Source organism: bacterium (assembly GCA_024228115.1).
Taxonomy (GTDB): Bacteria; Myxococcota_A; UBA9160; order UBA9160; family UBA6930.
In genome coordinates this window covers 1-1,056 of sequence record JAAETT010000148.1, presented here as the reverse complement: position 1 = coordinate 1,056, position 1,056 = coordinate 1, and the positions used below count along the sequence as shown (strand labels likewise).

Here is a 1,056-nt window from a genome sequence, read left to right as displayed (position 1 = left end):
CGGAGCTGGCGATCCCGAGAGAAGGCCACCTTGAAAAACACACCCACAAAGGGCTAATCACACCACACCTGTCTTGGGCGGCTCCCTATGGCCGCTTTTCAGACGTTCACGTATGGCCGGTTTTGAGGTGTTCACCGAGGAAGGGGCTCTCGGCAGCCGCGAATGCATCCACCCATTGAGAGGTTTCCCAAGCGAAGGGTCTCGCCGCAGCTGCAGTACCATCGCCGTTCCCCGCCAAGATAGGAGCGCTGGTGATGGCATTGAACGACCTACGCCCCGCGATGGTCCTTACGCTCGTGATCTTCGCGTCTGCCCTTCGCGACCTCATTTTCCTCGGCCTATCCCTCATGTTCCTCGTCCTCCCCTGGGGTGCCCTCGCCATTGCCCGGCTAGACCTCCAGTGGCTCGGGCGCTTCAACCGCGCACTCTGGGCCGTGGCCTACGTATGCTTGATTGTCCTCGCGATCCTATTGGTCCGAGCAGATGCTCCGTACGATCCAAACGATGTCTTCGGGCTGATGGCCGTACTTGAGATGCCTCTTCTTCTTCTTGTTGCCCTGGCGGTGCCGTTCTCCATCGTTCCGCTTCTAGCCCGAGCAGCCGCGCGCCCTAGCGACGCGGCGCGACAATTAAGCCAAGCGCGGCAAGAACTCAGATCTCTCGACGCCCGAATCGCTACAGCGCAGGAAGAAGCTAGGTTCTTCGAGGACGCTTCAGAGGTGGGAAGAGATCACCTACAGATGCTTGAACGCGTGCTCGCACGCCACAAGTTCCGCGACCACGGAATCGGATTCGCGACGGGCGTCTGCTCGTCCGCGTTGGTCGCTGCAGCTGCGGAGGTCTTCTTGCGCCAATAGCCGCGAGAAGACCTTGGGTAGAAAACAGACATCTTCATACATAGCGCGGATGACGCCAAGAAGGTCTAGCCCGGAAAATTCATGAAGAAGTCTCGTTCTTGAATTGAAGAAGGCCCCAGTTGCGGTAGAAACGTGTTGCGACACCCGTTTCCCCTCAACAAGGGCCCCTTCATGAAGCCGGATTCTACCGCACAGACTG

Annotated in this window: 1 protein-coding gene; it reads left to right on the top strand. The window is 58.8% G+C overall.

Annotated elements, in window-relative coordinates; genetic code table 11:
• Positions 1–254: 254 nt before the first annotated feature.
• Positions 255–857, top strand: coding sequence for a hypothetical protein (locus GY937_07095; GenBank protein ID MCP5056480.1), 603 nt, complete (start codon positions 255–257; stop codon positions 855–857).
• Positions 858–1,056 lie beyond the last annotated feature (199 nt).